The 18,295-nt window shown below is 73.1% G+C and carries 16 protein-coding genes; 7 read left to right on the top strand and 9 right to left on the bottom strand.

What is annotated here, in order from left to right; all coding sequences use genetic code 11:
- Positions 1-115 precede the first annotated feature (115 nt).
- From ACWD26_RS43455 to ACWD26_RS43420, 8 genes are all read right to left on the bottom strand, one after another.
- Positions 116-2,656: an FtsX-like permease family protein gene (locus ACWD26_RS43455; RefSeq protein WP_451279205.1), complete on the bottom strand. Its 2,541-nt coding sequence runs from the start codon at positions 2,654-2,656 to the stop codon at positions 116-118.
- Complete coding sequence (locus ACWD26_RS43450; RefSeq protein ID WP_451279203.1) at positions 2,656-3,453, bottom strand: ABC transporter ATP-binding protein; 798 nt, start codon at positions 3,451-3,453, stop codon at positions 2,656-2,658. Before ACWD26_RS43450 ends, ACWD26_RS43455 begins: the two co-directional genes overlap by 1 nt.
- A 4-nt stretch (positions 3,454-3,457) precedes the next feature.
- Positions 3,458-4,222 (bottom strand): sensor domain-containing protein, encoded by a 765-nt coding sequence (locus tag ACWD26_RS43445; protein ID WP_451279201.1) that lies wholly within the window; start codon positions 4,220-4,222, stop codon positions 3,458-3,460.
- A 7-nt stretch (positions 4,223-4,229) separates the two neighbouring features.
- Complete coding sequence (locus ACWD26_RS43440) at positions 4,230-4,466, bottom strand: hypothetical protein (protein ID WP_451279199.1); 237 nt, start codon at positions 4,464-4,466, stop codon at positions 4,230-4,232.
- Positions 4,463-4,816, bottom strand: coding sequence for an ArsR/SmtB family transcription factor (locus ACWD26_RS43435; protein ID WP_451279197.1), 354 nt, complete (start codon positions 4,814-4,816; stop codon positions 4,463-4,465). The genes ACWD26_RS43440 and ACWD26_RS43435 overlap by 4 nt, the downstream gene beginning before the upstream one ends.
- Before the next feature lie 78 nt (positions 4,817-4,894).
- Positions 4,895-5,533, bottom strand: a complete 639-nt coding sequence (locus ACWD26_RS43430; RefSeq protein WP_451279195.1) for a 4'-phosphopantetheinyl transferase family protein — start codon at positions 5,531-5,533, stop codon at positions 4,895-4,897.
- Between the two features lie 5 nt (positions 5,534-5,538).
- Entirely contained in the window at positions 5,539-7,119 is a 1,581-nt protein-coding gene (locus tag ACWD26_RS43425) for an amino acid adenylation domain-containing protein (RefSeq protein WP_451279193.1), read from the bottom strand.
- Positions 7,120-7,176: 57 nt separating this feature from the next.
- Entirely contained in the window at positions 7,177-8,172 is a 996-nt protein-coding gene (locus ACWD26_RS43420) for a TauD/TfdA family dioxygenase (protein WP_451279191.1), read from the bottom strand.
- A 207-nt stretch (positions 8,173-8,379) separates the two neighbouring features.
- On the opposite strand from ACWD26_RS43420, the gene ACWD26_RS43415 reads away from it, so the two are divergent.
- A complete protein-coding gene (locus tag ACWD26_RS43415; RefSeq protein ID WP_451279189.1) occupies positions 8,380-9,858 on the top strand; it encodes an anthranilate synthase component I family protein in 1,479 nt (492 codons plus the stop codon).
- On the top strand, positions 9,855-10,445 hold the full coding sequence (locus ACWD26_RS43410) for an anthranilate synthase component II (RefSeq protein ID WP_451279187.1): 591 nt from the start codon (positions 9,855-9,857) through the stop codon (positions 10,443-10,445). The genes ACWD26_RS43415 and ACWD26_RS43410 overlap by 4 nt, the downstream gene beginning before the upstream one ends.
- A gap of 120 nt (positions 10,446-10,565) precedes the next feature.
- On the opposite strand, the gene pdxR is transcribed toward ACWD26_RS43410, so the two are convergent.
- Positions 10,566-12,005, bottom strand: coding sequence for a MocR-like pyridoxine biosynthesis transcription factor PdxR (pdxR, locus tag ACWD26_RS43405; RefSeq protein ID WP_451279185.1), 1,440 nt, complete (start codon positions 12,003-12,005; stop codon positions 10,566-10,568).
- Positions 12,006-12,265: 260 nt separating this feature from the next.
- Here pdxR and trpD point away from each other — a divergent pair, with 260 nt between their 5' ends.
- The 5 genes from trpD to ACWD26_RS43380 all read left to right on the top strand — a co-directional run bounded on the left by trpD (position 12,266) and on the right by ACWD26_RS43380 (position 18,204).
- Positions 12,266-13,342 (top strand): anthranilate phosphoribosyltransferase, encoded by a 1,077-nt coding sequence (trpD, locus tag ACWD26_RS43400; RefSeq protein WP_451279207.1) that lies wholly within the window; start codon positions 12,266-12,268, stop codon positions 13,340-13,342.
- A 116-nt stretch (positions 13,343-13,458) separates the two neighbouring features.
- The gene (locus ACWD26_RS43395) at positions 13,459-13,635 is read left to right on the top strand and encodes a hypothetical protein (protein WP_451279183.1); all 177 of its coding nucleotides are present in this window, start codon (positions 13,459-13,461) and stop codon (positions 13,633-13,635) included.
- Entirely contained in the window at positions 13,632-16,037 is a 2,406-nt protein-coding gene (locus ACWD26_RS43390; RefSeq protein ID WP_451279181.1) for a TOMM precursor leader peptide-binding protein, read from the top strand. The genes ACWD26_RS43395 and ACWD26_RS43390 overlap by 4 nt, the downstream gene beginning before the upstream one ends.
- Before the next feature lie 87 nt (positions 16,038-16,124).
- Positions 16,125-17,423: a sensor histidine kinase gene (locus ACWD26_RS43385; protein ID WP_451279179.1), complete on the top strand. Its 1,299-nt coding sequence runs from the start codon at positions 16,125-16,127 to the stop codon at positions 17,421-17,423.
- A 169-nt stretch (positions 17,424-17,592) separates the two neighbouring features.
- A complete protein-coding gene (locus ACWD26_RS43380) occupies positions 17,593-18,204 on the top strand; it encodes a response regulator transcription factor (protein ID WP_451279177.1) in 612 nt (203 codons plus the stop codon).
- Positions 18,205-18,295 lie beyond the last annotated feature (91 nt).

Raw genomic sequence — 18,295 nt, 5'->3', positions numbered from 1 at the left:
ACGACTTCCCTACCCCACTATCGGGGGTCCCCGCCGGGGGGGGGGGGCCCCCCGCCGGCGGCCCGGGGGGTTTCCGGGACGCCCGCCGCGCCCGGGGCGGGCCGACGTGGCGGTCTCAGGCGACGGCCAGCACGTCGGCCGGGCGGCTGCGCAGGGCCAGGCGCGTCGGCAGCAGGGTGGTGGCCAGGGTCAGCAGCCCCGCGAAGCCGATGACGGACAGGTAGATCCAGATGGGTCCGCGCGGCAGCCAGGACCCGTCGAGCCCGATCCCGAAGGGTGCCAGCGTGGCGACGGCGACGGCCGTGCCGAGCAGGGTGCCCAGCAGGGCGACGAGGATCGACTCGACCGTCATCATCCGCATGATCTGCCCCTCGGACGCGCCCACGAGCCGCTGCAGCGCGAACTCGCGGCGCCGCTCGGCCGCGGCCACGATCAGGGTGTTGACGAGGGAGATCACCGCGTAGCCGATGATGGTGCCGGCCAGCAGGTAGTTGATCCAGGTGCTGGTGGCGTTGTCGTCGGAGGACTCCTCCAGGGTCGCCCGGTCGGCGACCACGAGCCCCGGCTGCGCGTCCGCCACCAGGCCCCGCAGGGCGGTCAGCAACTGGGCGGTGGTCGTGCCGTCGTCGCCGGAGACGAGGATCTGCGGGAGGAGGCCGGTGTCGGTGTGCGCGACGGCCAGCTCGGCCGGCAGGAACGCGGTCTCGAAGCCGGGCTGCGCCTCGTACGCGCCGATGACCTTCACGGGCAGCCGGGTGCCGTCGCCGAGGACCATCTGCACGGTGTCGCCGACGTGTTGGCCGCCGTCGCCGGTCAGCGAGGTGGGCAGGACGACGGTGTCGCCGCGCAGCTGGTCGAAGGAGCCCTCGGTGAGCCGGGGCGTGAGGGTGCCGGCCGCGCCGTCGGCGGAGACGGCACGGACCGTCAGCTCGACCGTGTCGGGTTCCTCGTCCGGGTCCTCGTCGGCCGGGAGCGGCTGGATGATGAACGCCTCGCCCGGCGTGTACGCCGAGGCCGCGGAGACCTCCGGCAACGCGGCGATCCGCTCGACCAGTTCGGGCTTGAGCCCGTCCACGGACGAGGCCACGACGGCGTCCGCGCGGATCAGCGCGGACTCCGCGTCCTTGGCGGCCTCGGCCTGCCCCGTCTGCATGTAGAGGAGAGAGGTGGCGAGGCCGGTGGCGAGCATCACCGGTGTGACCGCGCCGGCCACCCGGATGCGGCGGGCCTTGGCGTTGTCCATGGCGAGCCGCCCGGGGAAGCCGGACAGGGCGCGCAGCGGCCACTGGAACACGGCGGTGAGGACGCGCGTGATGCCGGGGCTGAGCAGGGCGATGCCGCCGGCCCAGAGCATCGCCGCGGGACCGGAGGTGGCGGCGGCCAGCGGCCCGTCCATGACGAGCGCGGTGACGAGGGCGAGCGCGGTGCCGCCGGCCAGGCACAGCAGCGCGAACAGCAGACGCGGCCCGGACAGCCACTTGCTCTGCACCGCGGACTCGGCCAGCGCGTCGGCGGGCCTGGCGAGCGCGGCGCGCCGGGAGGCGATGAACGCGGCGGCGATCGCGGCCGCAGCGGAGGCCCCGGCCGCGACGACCATCGGCACCCATCCGGCGCGGTAGGCGACCTCGGGGGCGACGACACCGCCGCCCGCGAGCCGGTCCAGCATCCAGCGGCCCGCGTACCATCCGGGGACGAGGGCCAGGACGGTCGCGCCTGCGGTGACGACGAGGGTCTCGCCGACGACCATGCGGCGGATCTGCCCCGGCAGCGAGCCGATGGCCCGCAGCATCGCCATCTCCCGCAGCCGCTGCTGGACGAGCAGCGCGAGGGTGGAGCCGACCACGAACACGGACACCATCACGGCGATGCCGCCGAACACCGCGGACATGGAGATGAGCCGGGTGGACGCGGCGAGCGCCTCGGGGAACTCGGCCTCGCCGCGGGCGTCACCGGTCAGGGTGCGCGCCGGGGTGTCCTTCAGTGCCTCCTTGACCGCCTTCTCGAGGTCGGCCGTGGAGGTGCCGGCGGTGGGCAGCACGGCGATGGCGTCGGCCTGACCGTCGACGCCGCCCAGCCGTGCCGCCTCGGTGTCGGTGACGTAGAAGGCGGTGTCGGTGCCGGTGGCCGGGCGTACCACTCCGGTGACGCGCAGCTGTTCGCTGCCGCCGCCGACGGCGAGCGTCAGCTGGTCGCCGGTGCGTACGCCGAGCCGGTCGGCGAGCCGCTGGTCCAGGGCGGTCTCACCCTGGGCGCGGGGTTCGGCGCCGTCGGCGAGCGGGGCGTCGGCGAGCCGGGCGGAGGACCAGCCGTGCCCGGTCAGTCCGCGCTCGGGCGCCGCGTCGCCGCCCTTGAGCGCGGCGGCGGGGAACGACAGGTCGGTCAGGGCCTGGTCCACCGAGGGCAGCGCGGCGAGCGTCTTCGCCAGCTCCGCGTCGACGCGGGCCCGTTCGGGCAGCGCGTCGCCGTCGAAGGTCTGCTCACCGGCGACGACGACCGGCGCGGCGGCCAGCCGCTGTGCCGGTACGGCGCCGCGGACGCCGGTCTCCATGAGGGAGCCGCAGGCCACCAGGATGGTGGCGCCGAAGAACAGCGCGACGAAGGAGGCGAGGAAGCCGCCCTTGCGGAACTTCAGGGTCTGCAGGGCGAGCCCGAACATCACACGGCTCCTTCGGCGTAGTGCTGGTCGCCCCAGGCGCCCAGGTGGGTCATGCGCTCGGCGATCCGGTCCGCGGAGGCGCCGTGCAGCTCGTCGACGATCCGCCCGTCGGCGAGGAAGACGACACGGTCGGCGTGCGAGGCGGCGACGGGGTCGTGGGTGACGACGATGGCGGTCTGGCGGCCGTGGTGGACGGCCTCGCGCAGCAGCCGCAGGACCTCCAGGGCGGTGCGGGTGTCGAGGGCGCCGGTGGGCTCGTCGCCGAAGATGACGGCGGGCCGGGTGATCAGCGCGCGGGCGATGGCGACGCGCTGCTGCTGGCCGCCGGAGAGTTCGCCGGGGCGGTGCTTCTTGCGGGCGCCGAGGCCGACGCGCTCCAGTACCTCGTCCACGCTGCCGGGCTCGGGCTTGCGGCCGGCCAGTCGCAGCGGCAGCGCCACATTGTCGGCGACGGTGAGGGCCGGCAGCAGGTTGAACGCCTGGAAGACGAAGCCGATGCGCTCCCGCCGCAGCCGCGTGAGCTGCTTCTCGTCGAGCCCGGTGAGCTCCTGCCCGTCCAGGACGACGGAACCGGCGGACGGCCGGTCGAGTCCCGCGGCGCACTGGAGCAGGGTCGTCTTGCCGGAGCCGGAGGGGCCCATCACAGCGGTGAAGGTGCCGCGTGTGAAGCCCATCGATACCTGGTCGAGCGCGGTGACGCGGTTGCGTTCGCCGCCGTACGTCCGGCTGACGCCGGTCAGCCGGACCACGTCGTCGCCGTGCGACGGCTGTGCGGCGGGCGCGGGTGCGGTGTCCATGTGGTCATCCCCCTGAGTGGCTGGAAAGTCGGGAAGAGCTCTGAGACGGGTCGGCCGGCGCCTCGGTGGCGCCGGACAGGGGACCGGGTTCGGACAGCAGCCGTTTGGCGGCCGCCAGCGGGTCGGTCCTGGGCCCGAGCAGCTTGTGGGCGACGGCGGCGTGCAGTCGGGCCGCGCCGGCCACCGCGCAGACGGTGGGCAGGGTGATCGCGCAGGCGGCCACGGCCACCAGGAACGCGAGCGGCAGGTCGTCGACGCGCAGCAGGCCGAGTGCGCTGCCGTCGGGGACGGTCCAGTACCACGCGGGGAAGACGACGAGGGCGAGGCTGGTGAGCCACAGGAGCAGGGCCACCGCGTCGAGCAGGAGCAGCGGGACGAAGAGGGCGACGAGGTAGAGCGCGTCGCGCAGTGTTGCCGGGTCGCTCCAGCGGGCCTTGACGGCGGCGAGGATCCCGGCCGGCTCGACGGTCCGGTAGTCGGCGGGTACGGGCGCGCCGACCAGTCCGGCACGCATCCGCTCGATGTGCGCGCAGCCGCGCAGCACGGCGGCGGCGCCGATGAGGAGGGGTAACCCCAACAGGGTGATGTTGAGGGCGGTGGCCACCACGAGGGTGGCCAGGCAGAAGGCGAAGAGGACCGGTCCGAGCAGGACGTATCCGGCGAGGTAGGCGGTCGCGCGCCAGGGCTCCGACGAGCGGAGCAGGGGTAACGGGCGTAAGCCGGCTAAGGAGCGCGGCGCCGCCGGGTGCGGATGCGTGGGTGTGGTCATACGGGCATCACTCGTCGACGCTGCGCAGGAGGGCCTCGACGGAGGCGACGCGGGCGGACAGGTCCTGTAACTCGGCGTGCAGCGCGGCCTGGTTGGCCACCGCCTCCTCGGCCAGCTTGCGGTAGCCGGCCATGGCGACGGCGTCCGCGCGATGGCGCTGCAGGGTGAAGTAGGCGACCGTGCTCAGGCTGATGCCGCCGACGACGGTCAAGGTGATGACGATGGCGATGAGGCCGCCGTTCATGTGGGCGTTCCCTTCTTCCCGGCCTCGCGTTGCCCGTGCGCGGCCTGCAGCTTGTCCTCGCGGAGAGCGTCGAGGACGGTGTCCAGCGTGACGTGGAAGTCGAAGGGCGTGAGCTCGAAGAACTTCATCGCCTTGCCGTCCTCGGACAACTCCAGTGCGCCGACGACCAGTCCGGCTTTCTCCAGCCGCTCCAGATGCATGTAGAGCAAGGGCCTGGACAGGCCGAGCCTGCGGGCCAGTTCGCTCACGTGGACGCGGCCGTGGGCCAGTTCGCCGATGATGCGCAGTCGTTGGGCGTGCCCCACGGCGGCGAGCAGCGCCAGCAGCTCTTCACTCGTCAGAACACTCACCCCCTTCCTCCACCTGTAATAAGAATCTGACAGGTGTTATCGGGGATGTCAACTGTCGGACGGCCCAACTGCCGAGGCTCAGACGGGAGGTGGCCTCAGATGCACATCGACGGGAGCGCCCCGCGTGTGCCGCCCCAGCACCGCCACCGCCAGCATCACGCCCGGACGCACGAACGGCGCCGCCACGGTCAGCTCCGGCCGGTCCGGCAGCGGGAAGAGCCGCCGCTGCCCGGTCGGGCCCGCCCGCACCGGCCACCGCTCCGGCAGCGGCGCGGGCCGCGACAGCCCGCCCCGGCCGAGCCCGGTCCCGTATGCCTTGCCCATCGCCTCCTTGTGGGTCCACAACCAGAAGAACGCGGACGTGTGTTCGGCCTCGGTCTTCCGCCGTACCCAGGCGGCCTCCGCGTCCGTGAACCAGCGCTCCGCCATCCGCAGCGCCGGCACCCGCCGCTCCACCTCCACGTCCACTCCCAGCGGCCCCAGACCGGTCAGCGCCAGAGCGGCGACCCCCCGCCCGTGGCTCAGGCTCACATGGGCTCCGCCGCCCAGCCCGAACACGTGGGGGCGGCCGCCCACCTCGTGCCCCAGCCGCAGCTGCTCGGCACCGACCACGTCGGCGGCCGCCGTCAGGACCCGCTCCCGGGACGCGGCGTCGCCCAGACCGTCGGTCGCGGTGACGACCACGGTGATCCGGTGAGGTGCGAATGGCGCGCTCATCCCGCCTACCCGGACAGCTCTCCGAGGCGCTCCCGGGTGGCCCGGACGTCGCACTTGCCGTTCGCGTTCACGACGAGCCGGCTCACCACGTGCACCTCGCTCGGGACCAGCACCGACGGCAGCACCGCCGACAGCGCCGTCACCACCCGGTCCGCGAACTCCTTCGGCTCCGGCCACGCCCCGGCCGGCACCACGAACGCCTCCAGTGTGTCCACCGGACCCCGCACCACCTCGAAGGCCGCGTCCGCCACACCCGGCACCGCCAGCACGTGGTGCCGCAACTCACCCAGCTCCACCCGGTGCCCGCTCACCTTCAACTGGTCGTCCCGCCGCCCCAGGTAGAGCAACGTGCCGTCCGCCAGCAACTCCACCACGTCGCCTGTCCGGTACGCCCGGCCCGGACCGCCCGCCCCCAGCTCGGCCTCGTCGACGAACCGTTCCGCGCCCACACCCCCCAGATAGCCGGCGGCGACCGCCCGCCCGGCGACCACCAACTCGCCCGGCACACCGGGACCGGCCGGCCGCAGCGACTCGTCCACCACGTACGCGCGGGTGTTCCAGGCCGGCCTGCCGATCGGCACCGTCGGCGTGCTCGGCACCGAGCCCCGGTCGAAGACGTGCGCGCAGCACCCGATCGTCGTCTCGGTGGGCCCGTAGTGGTTGACCAGCCGCACCCCCGCGAGGCGCGGCGCCAGCGAGCGCACCAGCGCCGGGTCCAGGCCCTCCCCGCCGAACATCAGCGTCCGCGTCACCCGCCCGTACCGCGGCGGCTCCGCCAGCACGTCGAAGAACCGGGCGTGCGACGGTGTCTGCTTGACGAACGTGTACCGCTGCTCGCGCGGCCCGAACAGCGTGTCCTGGTCCCACAGTCCCGCCACGGTCACCACACGGTGGCCCTGCGCCAGCGGCACCCACAGCGACGTCATCGCCAGGTCGAAGCCCAGGCTCCCGAAGAGCGGGCTGCCGCTGCCCGACCGGCCCACCAACGTGTCGCACCAACCGGTGTAGTTGACCAGCGACGCGTGCTCCACCAGCACACCCTTGGGCACTCCGGTCGAACCCGAGGTGAACACGGCGTAGGCGATGTCGTCCGGGCGCGGCAGCGGCGGCTCCGGCAACGCGGCGCCCGCACCCGCCGTCCGCGGCAGCGCCGCGACGTCCACCACCTCGGCTGCCGGCGCTCCGGCCGCCGCGTCCCCGAACCCCGACCCGTCGTGCACCAGCGCCACCGGCGCGGCGCTGGCCACGACCGCGGCCGTCCGCTCCGCCGGGTGGGCGGGGTCGACGGGGACGTACACCGCGCGCACCGCCATCACCGCGAGAGCGGTGGCGATCACCCCCGCGGTGCGGTCCGCCCGTACGACGACCCGGTCACCCGGCCCGACCCCGGCCTCCGTCAGCGCGGCGGCCACCACCCGGACCCGCTCCCACAACCCGGCGTACGACAGCGGTGCGCCGTCGCTCTCCACCGCGACCGCGTCCGGCCGCCGCATCGCGTGCTCCCGCACCACATGGACCACCGAGTCGGCCGCGGCCGCACGTACTTCGCCGCGTACCAGGCTCGGATGCTGCACCGACGACGACATCGTCCGTCACTCCCCGCCCTGCTGATTCACTTCGTCCGTGGAAGGCCCGGCCGCCGGTCAGGCGGCCGCCGCCGCGCCGCCGCTCAGCTCCCGGCGGGTCACCATGTCGCCCATCGCCACCATGATCCTGCGCTCGCCCGCGAACGGATCACGGCCGTGCGAGACGAGCATGTTGTCGATCACCACGACGTCGCCGCGCCGCCAGGTGAACCGGTGCGCCAGGTCGTCGTAGAGACCGCGCAGCAGCTCCACCGTGGAGTCCGGGATGCGTGTGCCGTCACCGAAGGCCGCGCTGCGCGGGTACGCCGACTCGTCGTCCCCGAACAGGGACACCATCAGCTCCCGCACCTCCTTCTCCAGGCAGGCCGTGTGGTGCAGGAACAGCTGGTTGAAGAAGACCGGCTCATCCGTCAGCGGATGCCGGATGACCGCGGGCGCCCACTGCGTGGTGCGCAGCGTCCCGTCGGGCAGCCACTCGCAGGACACGTCCTGGGCGGCACAGCGGCGTTCCACCTCGGCCCGGTCGTCCGTGCCGAACATCCGCCGCCAGCCCACGTCGAGGCCCTCGATGAAGTTGCGGACGTAGCGGATCCCCAGCGTCTCGAACCGCTCCCGCAGGTCCTCGGGCAGCGCCACGTACACCTCGCGGCCGTCGACGATCGGCGTCGCGCCACCCTCCGCCGACGGTGTCACGCAGCAGAAGAACTGCCGGCTCGGCCACTGCGGCATGTGCGAACTCTCGTGGTGGAACAGGATCGACTGCTCCGCCGGATAGGGCGTCGACTTGTAGACCCGGTCCGCGTCCTTCTCGTGCGGCAGGTCGCCGTACTCGCCGTACAGCGAGGACACCAGCGAGCCCGCCAGCGCCTCGAAGGCGTCCGGGTCGAAGACGCCGAACCCGCGCAGCAGCACCGCCCCGTGCTCGTGCAGCACCGCCTCGACCGCAGCGCGGTGCTCCGCCGCCCACGCGGCGGTGTCGACACCGGCCGTCTCGCACAGCACGGTGGGCGGGAATTCACCCACCTCGAAACGCACACCGTCTCCAAAATCCATCGCCTGTCCCCTTTCCGAGCTCCACGGCAGCGCGATTGAGCCTAGATTTCGCGGCCGGCGCCCTCCAGGGTTTTAAGCGAGCGGTGAATGACGCAGGTGGCGGGCGAATGGTCCGCAAAACCGGCGGCGGATTGGTCTGGCCCGCCCGGGACGGCCGCTGTTTCGCTGGAACGGAAATTCCCGCCGACATGCCCCAGGGAGGCGCTCATGCCGGGCGACAGACCGATCGCGGTGCGGGTCAGCACGGCCCCGCTGCCCTCGCACGACCCGCTGGAGCTGTACGTCCGGCTGCGTGCCGGGCGTCCCGCCGACGACGTATACCTGTTCGAGGACCTGAGCGATCACGAGGAGGACCGCGACGCCGCGGTCGTCGGCTACGGCCGGCTGTGTGAACTGCGCGTGTACGCCGGCCATGTGGAGATCGACGGCGTCCCCGCGCTGGTGGCCGCCCTCACCCGACGGGCGCGGGCGGCCGGCCTGTCGGACGCGCTGGAGTTCACGGCGCCGGAGCAGGTGTGGGCGCTGCTCTCCGCGGCACAGCACCTGTTCGACGTGGACACCGACGTGCCCGTGTCCGGCTTCGCGTTCGGCTTCCTCACCGCCTTCGGGTACGAGTCGGTGTGGCACATGGAGGAGCTGCCGCAGCGCTCCAAGCCTTCCCGCGGCCCCGACATCGCGCTCACCCTGTTCCGGGACACGGTCCGCTACGACCGGAGGACCGGCACGGCGACCCTTCTGACGGCACACGGCTCCCTGTTCCCGCCGAGGCGGGGTCCGGACGCCACGATCCTGGCCGCGCAGGCGTCCGCACGGGGAGAGGTGCCCGAGGCCCCGGCCCCCTCCCGCGTCCACGACACCCTCTCCCGAGAGGCCTTCCTCACGTGGGCGGAGCGCTGTCTGGCGCACATCGGGGTCGGCGACATCTACCAGATCCAGATCGGCCACCGTGTCGAGGTGGAGACGGCGCTCACCCCGGTGGACGTCTACCGGCGGCTGCGGGCCCGCAACCCGTCCCCGCACATGTACCTGCTGCCCCGCGCGGGCGGCGCGGCGGACGGGGCACTCGTCGGGGCCAGTCCCGAGCTCTTCTTCCGGATCAGCGGCGACTCGATCGTGATGCGCCCCATCGCGGGCACGGCGCCGCGCGGCCCGGACGCGGAGGAGAACGAGCGGCGGATCAAGGAGCTGACGTCCTCCACCAAGGAGCAGGCCGAGCACATCATGCTCGTCGACCTGTGCCGCAACGACATCGGCCGGATCAGCACGGACAGCACCATGCCGGTGGACCGGCTGATGGCCGTGGAGACCTTCTCGCACGTCTTCCACCTGGTGTCCACCGTCAGCGGCACGCTCGCCCCCGACACCGACGTCTGGCAGGCGGTCCGGGCCACCTTCCCCGCCGGGACGATGACGGGCGCGCCCAAGGTCCGGGCCATGGAGATCATCGACGGCCTGGAACGCGAGCCACGCGGTGCGTACGCCGGCGCCGTGGGCCTGGTCGACGTGCGGGGCTGGAGCGAACTCGCTCTGTGCATCCGCACGGTGGAGTACGACGGACAGCGCTATGCCACCCAGAGTTCGGCGGGCATGGTCGCCCAGTCGAACCCCGAGGCGGAGTGGCGGGAGACCCTGGCGAAGATGGGCGCCGCCTACTGGGCGCTCACCGGTGAGGAGTTGCTGAAGTGAAGGTCCTGCTCATCGACGCGTACGACAGTTTCGTCCACATCATCGACCAGTACCTGCGCACGCTCGGCGCCGACACCCGCGTCGTCCGCTCCCGCACCCACACCCCCGCGGAGCTGGCCTCGCTGGAGCCGGACGCGGTGGTGCTCGGGCCCGGCCCCGGGCACCCGGCGGACTCGGGCCACGTCGAACTGGCCGAGGCGTTCGCGGGGCGCGTCCCGCTGCTGGGCGTGTGCCTGGGCCACCAGGCCATCGCTCTGGCGTACGGCGGCCGCGTCGAGGTCGCCGGCCAACTGATGCACGGCCGGACGAGCACGGTCGTGCACGACGGCGCCGGACTCTTCCAGGGCCTGGGCAACACCCTCGAGGCCACCCGTTACCACTCCCTGGTCGTGGCGGAGCCGCTCCCCGAGGACCTGGTCACCACGGCGGTGTCGACCGACCACGGCTATGTGATGGGCCTGCGCCACCGCACCCTGCCGGTGGAGGGCGTGCAGTTCCATCCGGAGTCGGTGATGACGACGGGCGGCCTCCAGATGATGGCCAACTTCCTGGCGACAGCCCGCACTCCGGCGCCGACCACCCCCTGATCCGTCGGGCGGCGACCAGGACAGGCCCGCCGTACGCAGGGCACCCGGCCCCGAACCGACCGCGGCCGGTGAGGGTCCGTCGGCGCCGTTCCCGCCGCGGTGGGTGGGGCGGTGGTCCGGTCAGGCGTGAGTGCTTCGCCTGGTCGCGCCCGCCGCCGTCCCCAGCACTCGTACGGCTTCGGCGACCCCGTCGCGCGGCAGGTGGGCGTGCCCGACGACCACCGCCGGCGCGCCCGGCGGCCCCGCGCGGAAGCGGTACGACGCCCCGCCCCGCACCAGCACGGAGCCCCGCAGGGCCGCCGCCACCAGCGCCTCCTCGGCCACGTGCGGGGGCAGCCGCACGTACGCGTGCACCCCGGCCGCCGGTCCCAGGACCCGGGCCCCGGGCAGGTACCGCCGCACCGCCTCGTCCAGTGCGGCCCGCCGCTGCCGTGCCCGCTCCCGCAGGCGCCGCAGGTGGCGGTCGAACAGCCCGCTGCCCAGCATCTCGGCGAAAGCGAGCTGGCTGTACGCGTCGGAGCCCAGGTCCTGCCGCTCCCGGGCCCGCTCCAGGGGCCCGAGCAGCCGCTCGGGCGCGGACAGCCAGCCCAGCCGCAGCCCGGGGGAGAGGGTCTTGCTGGCCGTCCCGGCGTACACCACCCGCTCCGGCGCGAGCCGTTGCAGGGCCAGGGGCGCGGGCCCCCGGTCGTACCAGAGCCCGCCGTCGTAGTCGTCCTCGATCACCCAGCCGCCGCTCTCCCGGGCCCACCGCGCCAGCGCCTCCCGGCGCCGCGCCGAGAGGACCGCCCCGGTCGGGAACTGGTGCCCCGGTGTGACGAGTACGGCCCGGACCCCGCTGGCCGCGAGCGCGCCGACGTCGATGCCCTCCTCATCCACCGGCACCGGCACGGCCCGCAGCCCCGCCTCCTCGACGAACCGCCGCTGCCCCGGGTGGCCGGGGTCCTCCAGGGCCAGCTCCCGCACACCCTCGGCGGTCGCCAGCGCGGCGCACAGCAGGGCCAGCGCCTGCGCGAACCCGGACACCACGAGCAGCCGCCCCGCATGGGTCCGCACACCCCGCAACCGCCCCAGGTACCGGGCGAGTTCGGTGCGCAGCACGGGCTCGCCGGCCAGGGGCGGGTACCCGTTCCCGGCTCCGCCGCCCGGGCCGGGCCCCAGCGCGCGCTGATAGCACAGCAGCCACTCGCGGCGCGGGAACTCCGGCACGTTGTCGCCGCCCGGCAGCAGGTCCCACCCCACGGACGGCGCTGCCCGGCCACCGCCGGAGCCCTCGTGAAGCAGTGCCGGGGGAGTGGCCCGCCGGTTCCACAGGTGGCCGACGACCCGCGTGCCGGACCCCGGGGCGGCCTCCAGGTAGCCCTCGGCGACCAGCTGCCCGTACGCCTCGACCACGACGCTGCGTGAGACGTCCAGGTCTCCGGCGAGCCGGCGGCTCGACGGCAGCCGCGTGCCCGGGTGCAGCACTCCGTCGGCTATTTCCCGTTTGATGAACCGCTGGATCTGCGACGTCAGGGATTCCTCGGAATTCCGTGCGACATCGACGGTCATGTGCAGGGACATGGGCGCAGCGAACAGCACGCCACTAGACCCGTGCTGACGGGCGCCTGACCCGTCGCTGACATCCGGCTGACGGCAGCGGAATTGGACCGTCTCTCTCCCTCCGGAATGGTCTGGAACACCTTCGGCGGACACTCCCAGAATCGGTTCAGGACGCCAATGGAGGGAGAATTCCCGTGCCGGCACAAACCACTGCGACAGCGCCCCGGACCGGAAACATCAATCTGGCACCGGTCCCCGAATTCCCGCCCGCCCGCACCCCCATGACGCCCCAGCGCCGTTCGTGGTCCGAACTGCTGGAGTCGGTGCTGGGAGGCCGTGACCTGACGAGCTGTGAGACCGCTTGGGCCATGGACCGCGTGATGACCGGGGACGCGGGCCCGGCCCGCCTGGCCGGACTGCTGGTGGCCCTGCGCGCCAAGGGCGAGACGGCCGACGAGATCGAGGGCCTGGTGCGCGCCATGTACTGGCACGCCGAGCCCCTCGACGTGCCCGGCCCGACCCTGGACCTGTGCGGCACCGGCGGCGACGGCTCGCAGAGTGTCAACATCTCCACCATGGCCTCGGTGGTCGCCGCCGCGGCGGGTGCCCGCGTCGTCAAGCACGGCAACCGCTCTGCCTCGTCACGGTGCGGCTCGGCGGACGTGCTGGAGGAGCTGGACGTAGCCCTGGACGTCCCCGTACGGGAGCTTCCGGCCGTGGTCGACGAGGTGGGCATCACCTTCTGTTTCGCCCCGGTCTTCCACCCCGCGATGCGCCATGCCGCCGCCCCGCGCCGCGAACTCGGCATCCGCACCGTCTTCAACGCCCTGGGCCCGCTCACCAACCCGGCACACCCGACGGCCCAGGCCGTCGGTGTCGCCGATGCCCGGCTCGCCCCGCTGGTGGCGGAGGTCCTGGCCCGGCGCGGGGTGTCCGCGCTGGTGTTCCGGGGCGACGACGGCATGGACGAGCTGACGGTCGGCACGACGTCCACCGTGTGGACCGTGACCGGTGGCGAGGTGCACCGCGAGGTCTTCGACCCGGCGGCCGTCGGCATCCCCCGCAGCCCCGCGGAAGCCCTGCGCGGCGGCGACCGCGTCCGCAACGCCCGCGTTGCGCGGCGGGTGTTCGCGGGGGATCGGGGCCCGGTACGGGACGCGGTGCTGCTGTCGGCGGCGGCGGGGCTGGCCGCGCTCCACGGGTCGTCGCGGTCGGTCACCGAGCGGATCGGGGACGGTTTGGAGCGGGCGGCCCACGCCGTCGACTCGGGCGCCGCCGCCGCGGTGCTGGACCGCTGGGCCGCCGCTACGGCGGCCCGCTCGGCCGGCCCGGAGCCGGACGCCGCCGCTCCCGCGTGAAAAGTTCACCCCCCACTGGTGAACCCCGCACTGTCTGGCTAGCGGCCCGCTTCGCAGAATCTTCACGCACGACAGAACGGCAGCACACCCGTGCGATTCGACGAAGGGGAACGATCATGATGAATGACCTCTTGCCGGCCACCGCTCTGTGGTCCATCGAGCCCGCCGCCGACCCGCAGGCCGGCGCGCACCAGCTGATCATCGAGGACCTGGACGGCTCCTCGGACCATGGCGTGGCGCTGTTCACCGTCTGCGTGGTCGCGGCCCCGGTCGCCGGACGGCCCGCCGCATGATCTCTGCCGGGGGACGGAACGGAGCACCCCGGCACGACGACGGGGGACGAGAAGAAGAGCGGAACCAGCGCCAGGCGCAGCGGGAACTCATCGGTCTGAAGACGCACTTGGGCCCCACCGTGGTCCCCGGCGAGGCCGTGTACCTCGTCTCGCAGCGCGGTGTGACGGCCCTCCTCGGACCGCATGCCGAAGTACTCGTACCACTGCTGGACGGCAGCCGCAGCGCCGACGCCGTGGTACGGGAGGCCACCCCCGCCCTGGGCGGCCCGGGCGCGGCGCGCGAGGCCCTGGCCGCGATGGAGGCCGCCGGTCTGCTGCGCACCCGCACGGCGCCCGCGGCCGCCGTCCTGGAGGGCGGCGGCCCCACGCCGAGCGCGGACGCCCCCGCGGCGGACACCCGCTCGGCCGCCGCGACCGAGGCGTACTGGGACCTGGTCGGCCTGGACGGCGCCCGCGCCGTGCACGACGTTGCCGCGGCCCGGGTCCGCATCGTCGCGCTGAGTGCGGCGCCCGCGGCGGAAGACGCGCTGCGGGCCGCGTGCGCGGAGTCCGGCATCGCCGTGGCCGGGCCCGGCGACGGGGCGGACTTCGCCGTCGTCCTGTGCGACGACTACCTCATGCCCACCCTTGGGGACATCGACAGCCTGCACCGCAACACCGGCATGCCGTGGCTGCCGGTCAGGACTGCGGGGCCGGACCCGTGGGTCGGCCCGGTGTTCCGGCCCGGCGACGGCCCCTGCTGGTCCTGCCTGGCGACCCGGCTGAGCGGCCACCGTACGTCCGAGCAGCCCCTGCGCCGCCATCTGGGGCTCACGGGACCCCTCGCCCGGCCGCCCGCCACGCTCAACGCCTGCACGGCGCTGGCGACACAGCTGGCCGTGCTGGAGACCGTCAAGTGGCTGGTCGGCGTGCGCGACCCGGGCCAGTCGGCGGTGCACGCCCTGGACACCCTGCACCTGCGGATGCGGGCGCACCCGGTCGCCCGGCGGCCCCAGTGCCCGGTCTGCGGCGACCCCGACCTGGTGGCCCGCCAGGTCGATGCGCCGTTCGTCCCGGCGGCCCGTCCCAAGGCGGTCCTGGACCTCGGTGGTCACCGCGCGCTGACGCCCGCTCAGATGCTGGAGCGGTACGGCGACCTCGTCGACCCGGTCACCGGGATCATCAAGGAGATCCGCCGGGCGCCGCACAGCCCCGACTTCGTCGACGCCTTCCTGTCCGGTCCCAACCTGGCGATGGGCTCGCGTTCCCTCACCGGGCTGCGCACCGGCCTGCGCGCCCTCAGCGGCGGCAAGGGCCTGACCGAGACCGAGGCCCGGGTGAGCGCCCTGTGCGAGGCGGTCGAGCGCTACAGCGGCACCCGCCAGGGCGACGAGCCCGTCGTACGGGACAGTTACCGCGGGCTCGGCCCGGCGGTCGCGGTGCACCCGGCCGCGTGCCAGCTCTACGACGAACGGCAACTGAGCGACCGGGACCGCTGGAACGCCTCGGGCTCGCGGCTCCAGTACGTGCCCGAGCCGTTCGACGAGGACCGGGTCACCGAGTGGACGCCGGTGTGGTCGCTGACCGCCGGCACCCACCGCCTGCTGCCCACCTCGATGCTGTACTTCAGCGAGACCACGGCGCCGGACGGGCTGTGGGCGGATTCCAACGGCAACGCGGCCGGCTCCAGCCCCGAGGACGCGCTGCTGCAGGGCTTCCTGGAACTGGTCGAGCGGGACGCGGTCGCCCTGTGGTGGTACAACCGCACGCCCCAGCCGGGTGTCGACCTGGACGCCGTGGACGAGCCGTACATCGAGCGTCTGCGCGAGGGATACGCGCGGCTGGGCCGCGAGGTGTGGGCGCTCGACCTGACGTCGGATTTCGGTATTCCGGTCGTGGCGGCGCTGTCCCGCCGTACCGGCGGGCCGACCGAGGACATCGTGTTCGGCTTCGGAGCGCACTTCGACCCGAAAATCGCGCTACGGCGGGCAATCTCCGAAATGGGACAGCTGATGCCGGCGGTTTCGCCGTCCGGACCCGGGAATTCCGGATATCGCGTCACCGATCCGGAACCGGTGAACTGGTGGCTGCGGGCAACGGTCGCCAACCAACCCTACCTACTGCGGAATCCAGCCATCCGTTTGCGGGCGCCGCGGGACTGGGGCTATGTCCCGCGCGGTGACCTGCTGGACGATGTGCGCGCCGTGACGGCATTGGTGCGGGAGCGCGGCATGGAGTTGCTCGTACTGGACCAGACCAGGCCTGACCTGCGGCTTCCCGTGGTGAAGGTGATGGTCCCGGGAATGCGGCATTTCTGGCCACGTTTTGGCCGGGGACGGCTCTTCGACATCCCCGTCAGCCTTGGGCGATGCCCGAAGCCCACTGCTTACGAGCATTTGAACCCCATACCCATGTTCGTTTAATCGATCGAAGTCGGCGTGATTCGTGAGGTTCATCGCTTACGATCTCCGAGAGCGTACGAAGGTGCGACAGAAGAGGTTGCGAAGACGATGTCACCTCACGACCGTCATCAGGAACATTCCAGATCCGCAAGACGGTTATCGGACAGGGACGCGTGGCGGGGGGCCGTACGGCACGGGCGGGAGCACGGGCTCCCCGAGTACGAGCGCGAGTGGCGTGAGCACGACACGCTCGCCGACGGGCGCTACCTCCCGGCACCGCGGCTCGCCCGCACCATCCTGCTGGCCGCCCTGGCCTGCTACCTGCTCATCACCACGCTCAACATCCTCAGCGCCCGCCTCCCGCCCGCCGTCACGGCGTCCGCCCTCGTCTGCCTCGTCGTCATCTTCGCGCTCCAGCTGCACCACTCCCGGCCGGACGCGCGACTGACCGCCCGATGGCCGAAGACCGCGACCCTCGGCACCCAGGCCCTGCTCACGTACCTGCCGATCATCGTGTTCCGCGCCGAGTGGGGCGCCATGGCGGGCTTCTTCGCCGGTTCTCTCCTGCTGCTCCTGCCGTCCAGGTGGGCCTGGCCGCTCTACGGTGTCGTCGGCCTCAGCATGCTGCTGCCGCCCGCGCTCGAAGGGCGCTCAGCGCTCGACAGCCTCTACCTGTGCCAGTCGACGCTGCTGACCGGCCTGGTCGTCTTCGGGCTGTCGCGCCTCACCGATCTCGTCCGCGTCCTGCACGAGACGCGCGGGCAGCTGACACAGATGGCCGTGACGCGCGAGCGGCTGCGCTTCGCCCGCGATCTGCACGACCTGCTGGGCTTCAGCCTGTCCGCCATCACGCTCAAGAGCGAGCTGATCCACCGGCTCGTGCCCACCCACCCGCAGCGGGCCATGGACGAGATCCGCGACGTGCTCGTCATCTCCCGACAGTCACTCGCCGACGTCCGGGCGGTCGCCAGCGGGCTGCGCGAGATGTCGCTCGCCGACGAACTGACCTCGGCGCAGTCCCTGCTGGCCGCAGCCGACGTGGAGGTCCGCACCGACCTGCGGACCGGACCGATGAGCGGACAGGTCAACACGGTCCTGGCGGCTGTGCTGCGCGAGGCCGTCACCAATCTGCTGCGCCACTCCAAGGCCACGTACTGCGAGATCCGCGCGGTCCGGTCCGACGGGCGGGTACGGCTGTCGGTACGGAACGACGGCGTCGACCCCGACTACCACGACCTGTCCCCGCACAGCGGTAGCGGACTGGGCAACATGGCGACCCGGCTGGCGGTGGTGGGCGGCGAGCTCACCACCGCACGCGGCGAAGACGGAACGTTCCTGTTGGTGGCCGAGGCCGACGTACTGTCCAGCAGCGGGACCACCGACGCCGTTCAGGAGCCGGCGGCCTGATCCCCGGCCGCTTTCCCCACGCTCCCCCCACGCGCTCTCCCCTTCCCCCTCCGCTCCTGTCCCCGCCCTTCCCCCTGCCCCTGCCCCTGCGCCGTACGAACGACGCGGTCACGACGCCGACACGGGCGCGACCCGACGTACGGCCACGACCCGAAGAGAGGACCGGCCGGTGGCCATACGCCTGTTGCTCGCCGAGGACATGAACATGGTCCGCGGCGCCCTGGTGGCGCTGCTCAACCTGGAGGATGACCTGGAGGTCGTCTGCGAACTGGAGCGCGGCGACATGATCCTGGACGCCGCGCTGGAGCACCGCCCCGACGTGGCCATCATCGACATCGACCTGCCCGGCATCGACGGGCTGGCCGCGGCCGGTCTGCTGCGGGAGCGGCTGCCCGAGTGCCGACGGCTGATCCTCACGAGCCTCGGCCGCCCCGGCACCCTGCGCCGCGCCCTCACCGCCCAGGTCGACGGCTATCTGCTGAAGGACGCCCCGCCGCGCGATCTCGCCAACGCGGTACGGCGGGTGGCGGCCGGCCACCGGGTGATCGACCCGCAGCTGGCGCTCGCCGCGTGGGAGGCGACCGAGACGCCGCTGACCGAGCGGGAGACGGAGGTGCTCCGGATGGCGGCGGAGGGTTCGGATGCCGAGGACATCGCCCGTCGTCTGCACCTCGCTCCCGGCACGGTGCGCAACTACCTGACGACGGTGGCGGCCAAGCTGAACGCGCGCAACCGCGTCGACGCCATCAGGATCGCCCGCGACGCGGGCTGGCTCCCCTAGCTTGATCTTTAACGTCCGGTGTCGAATGGTGTGCCGAACTTGATCACCTGGTCCGGTAACCGCCGTACACGGAAGCGGCCTTCGGCTGAAC

It is taken from the genome of Streptomyces sp. NPDC002787 (assembly GCF_053592095.1).
Note: the sequence above shows the minus strand (reverse complement) of the source record. Positions and strands in the feature narration are given on the sequence as shown.

What these genes read in the sequence shown, in the direction of transcription:
- ACWD26_RS43455 (WP_451279205.1), bottom strand. Translation starts at nt 2,656, where the DNA reads ATGTTCGGGCTCGCCCTGCAGACCCTGAAGTTCCGCAAGGGCGGCTTC.
- ACWD26_RS43450 (WP_451279203.1), bottom strand. Translation starts at nt 3,453, where the DNA reads ATGGACACCGCACCCGCGCCCGCCGCACAGCCGTCGCACGGCGACGAC.
- ACWD26_RS43445 (WP_451279201.1), bottom strand. Translation starts at nt 4,222, where the DNA reads ATGACCACACCCACGCATCCGCACCCGGCGGCGCCGCGCTCCTTAGCC.
- ACWD26_RS43440 (WP_451279199.1), bottom strand. Translation starts at nt 4,466, where the DNA reads ATGAACGGCGGCCTCATCGCCATCGTCATCACCTTGACCGTCGTCGGC.
- ACWD26_RS43430 (WP_451279195.1), bottom strand. Translation starts at nt 5,533, where the DNA reads ATGAGCGCGCCATTCGCACCTCACCGGATCACCGTGGTCGTCACCGCG.
- ACWD26_RS43425 (WP_451279193.1), bottom strand. Translation starts at nt 7,119, where the DNA reads ATGTCGTCGTCGGTGCAGCATCCGAGCCTGGTACGCGGCGAAGTACGT.
- ACWD26_RS43420 (WP_451279191.1), bottom strand. Translation starts at nt 8,172, where the DNA reads ATGGATTTTGGAGACGGTGTGCGTTTCGAGGTGGGTGAATTCCCGCCC.
- ACWD26_RS43415 (WP_451279189.1), top strand. Translation starts at nt 8,380, where the DNA reads ATGCCGGGCGACAGACCGATCGCGGTGCGGGTCAGCACGGCCCCGCTG.
- pdxR (WP_451279185.1), bottom strand. Translation starts at nt 12,005, where the DNA reads ATGTCCCTGCACATGACCGTCGATGTCGCACGGAATTCCGAGGAATCC.
- trpD (WP_451279207.1), top strand. Translation starts at nt 12,266, where the DNA reads ATGACGCCCCAGCGCCGTTCGTGGTCCGAACTGCTGGAGTCGGTGCTG.
- ACWD26_RS43395 (WP_451279183.1), top strand. Translation starts at nt 13,459, where the DNA reads ATGATGAATGACCTCTTGCCGGCCACCGCTCTGTGGTCCATCGAGCCC.
- ACWD26_RS43390 (WP_451279181.1), top strand. Translation starts at nt 13,632, where the DNA reads ATGATCTCTGCCGGGGGACGGAACGGAGCACCCCGGCACGACGACGGG.
- ACWD26_RS43385 (WP_451279179.1), top strand. Translation starts at nt 16,125, where the DNA reads ATGTCACCTCACGACCGTCATCAGGAACATTCCAGATCCGCAAGACGG.